Genomic DNA, 2,671 nt, shown 5'->3' with positions numbered 1-2,671 from the left:
GAAGATGGAAACGCACGGTCGCGTCGGGCCGATGCGTCGCGCGCGTCCGATTCGGCGTGGTAGCGGCGAGACGGGCGCGGTGACTGCCGGTTTGTTCGCGGATGGCGAATAGTGTGCGCTGTTTTCGGCGGCCTGGACGGCTTGTGCGCACGTCCCGGCCCGCAACCGTTGCGATCGTCGGTTGCGGGCCGGACAGGCGGGCGGTCAGGTCGCCCGCCACGCCCGCGTCATGCGATCGCGGGATTTCTTGCCATGTCGCCGCCGCGTGCCGGCGCGCCGTTCGCCACGTAGTACGGCACGTTCGCGCGTGCGAGCGGCGGGCGATTGCGGATCCGGTCGGCGATCTTCTCGGCGATCATGATCGTCGGTGCATTCAGGTTGCCGGTCGTGATGATCGGCATGATCGACGCGTCGACGACGCGCAGCCCGTCCACGCCATGCACGCGGCCTTCATGGTCGACCACCGCCATGTCGTCGGTTCCCATCTTGCACGAGCACGACGGATGGAACGCGGTCTCCGCGCGTGCGCGCACGAACGTATCGAGATCCTTGTCGCTCTTCAGGTCCGCGCCCGGATTCAGTTCGCGGCCGCGGAAGCGGTCGAGCGCGGGCTGGCGCATGATCTCGCGCGTCGCGCGGATCGCGTCGCGGAATTCGCGCCAGTCGAGCGCTTCGGCCATGTAGTTGAACAGGATGCTCGGGTGTGCGTGCGGATCGCGCGATCGCAGCTTCACGCGGCCGCGGCTCGGCGAGCGCATCGAGCCGACGTGCGCCTGGAAGCCGTGCATCTCGATCGCGTTCGAGCCGTTGTAATTGATCGCGACCGGCAGGAAGTGATACTGCACGTTCGGCCAAAGGTCGTCGTCGCGCGTGCGGATGAAGCCGCCCGCCTCGAAGTGATTGCTTGCGCCGAGGCCGGTGCCGCCGAGCATCCATTCGAGACCGATCTTCGGCTGGTTCCACCACTTGAGCGCCGGATACAGCGACACCGGTTCCTTGCATTCGTACTGGATGTACATCTCCAGATGATCCTGGAGGTTCTGGCCGACGCCCGGCAGGTCGAGCACGACCGGAATGTCCAGTTCCTTCAGCCATGCGCCGGGGCCGACACCCGAGCGTTGCAGCAGCTGCGGCGACGCGATCGCGCCGCTGCACACGAGCACCTCGCGGCGCGCATGGGCGGTCATCCGCTCGTCGCCGCGCAGGAACGTGACGCCCGACGCGCGCTTGCCGTCGAACAGCACACGGTCGGCGAGCGCATGCGTGACGATCTCGAGGTTGGGCCGCGCGCGCGCCTGGTCGAGATAGCCGCGCGCGGTGCTCGCGCGGCGGCCGCGCGGCGTGACGGTGCGGTCCATCGGGCCGAAGCCTTCCTGCCGGTAACCGTTCAGGTCGTCGGTGCGCGCGTAGCCGGCCTGCACGCCGGCGTCGACCATCGCCTCGAACAGCGGGTTCACGCCCGGCTTGCTGGTCGTGACCGAGACCGGGCCGTCGCCGCCGTGATAGTCGTTCGGGCCGATATCGCGGGTCTCCGCCTTCCTGAAGTACGGCAGACAGTCGAGATACGTCCAGTCCTCGAGGCCCCGATGCGTCGCCCAGTTGTCGTAGTCGAGCGCGTTGCCGCGGATGTAGCACATGCCGTTGATCAGCGACGAGCCGCCGAGCCCCTTGCCGCGCCCGCATTCCATCCGGCGGTTGTTCATGTGCGGCTCGGGGTCGGTTTCGTAGGCCCAGTTATAGCGGCGGCCCTGCAGCGGATAGGCGAGCGCCGCCGGCATCTGCGTGCGGAAGTCGAAACGGTAGTCCGGGCCGCCCGCTTCGAGCAGCAGCACGGTGACGTCCGGATCCTCCGTCAGGCGTGTCGCGAGGACGTTGCCCGCGGAGCCTGCGCCGCAGATGATGTAGTCGAATTCGCGAATCGTCATGACGGCCTCTCCTCAAAATACCGGCTGGTAGCGGCCAAGCTCGACCTGCACCGATTTGATGCGCGTGTAGTGTTCGAGCGTCGAGATACCGTTCTCCCGCCCGACGCCGGATTGCTTGTAGCCGCCGACCGGCATTTCCGCCGGCGATTCGCCCCACGTGTTGATCCAGCAGATGCCGGCTTCGAGGCGATGGATCGCACGGTGCGCACGCGACAGGTTCTCGGTGACGACGCCGGCCGCCAGGCCATAGTGCGTATCGTTCGCGCGCGCGATCGCTTCGTCCTCGGTTTCGAATTCGAGGATGCTCATCACGGGCCCGAAGATTTCCTCGCGAACGATCGTCATGTCGTCACGGCAGTCGCCGAACACGGTCGGCGCGACGTACTGGCCGTTCGCGAAGTGTCCGTCGGTCAGGCGCATGCCGCCTGCGAGCAGTTTCGCGCCTTGCGCGTTGCCGCTGGCGATGTAGCCGAGCACCTTGTCGAGCTGGGCCGCGGAGACGAGCGGGCCGAAGTTGGTGTCGGGATCGGTCGGCTTGCCGACGCGGATCCGCGCCACGCGCGCCAGCACACGCGCGGTGAACGCGTCCTTGACCGCGCGCTGCACGAACACGCGCGTGCCGTTCGTGCAGACCTGGCCCGAGCTGAAGAAGTTGGCGGTGACGGCAATATCGGCGGCGCGGTCGAGATCGGCATCGTCGAACACGATCAGCGGCGACTTGCCGCCCAGCTCCATCGTCACTTCCT

Annotated in this window: 3 protein-coding genes; all 3 read right to left on the bottom strand. The window is 67.4% G+C overall.

Translation table 11 applies throughout. The features are described from left to right. The coding region (locus tag KH616_RS23905) for a hypothetical protein (protein WP_292253570.1) at window positions 1–220 on the bottom strand (220 nt) is incomplete at its 3' end. A gap of 7 nt (window positions 221–227) precedes the next feature. After that, complete coding sequence (gene betA / locus KH616_RS23900; RefSeq protein ID WP_292253567.1) at window positions 228–1,925, bottom strand: choline dehydrogenase; 1,698 nt, start codon at window positions 1,923–1,925, stop codon at window positions 228–230. A 12-nt stretch (window positions 1,926–1,937) separates the two neighbouring features. Beyond that, a partial coding sequence (locus tag KH616_RS23895) for an aldehyde dehydrogenase family protein (protein WP_292253564.1) occupies window positions 1,938–2,671 on the bottom strand: 734 nt, incomplete at its 5' end.

The sequence above is a fragment of the Burkholderia sp. genome, from assembly GCF_018375725.1.
GTDB lineage: Bacteria > Pseudomonadota > Gammaproteobacteria > Burkholderiales > Burkholderiaceae > Burkholderia.
Note: the sequence above shows the minus strand (reverse complement) of the source record. Positions and strands in the feature narration are given on the sequence as shown.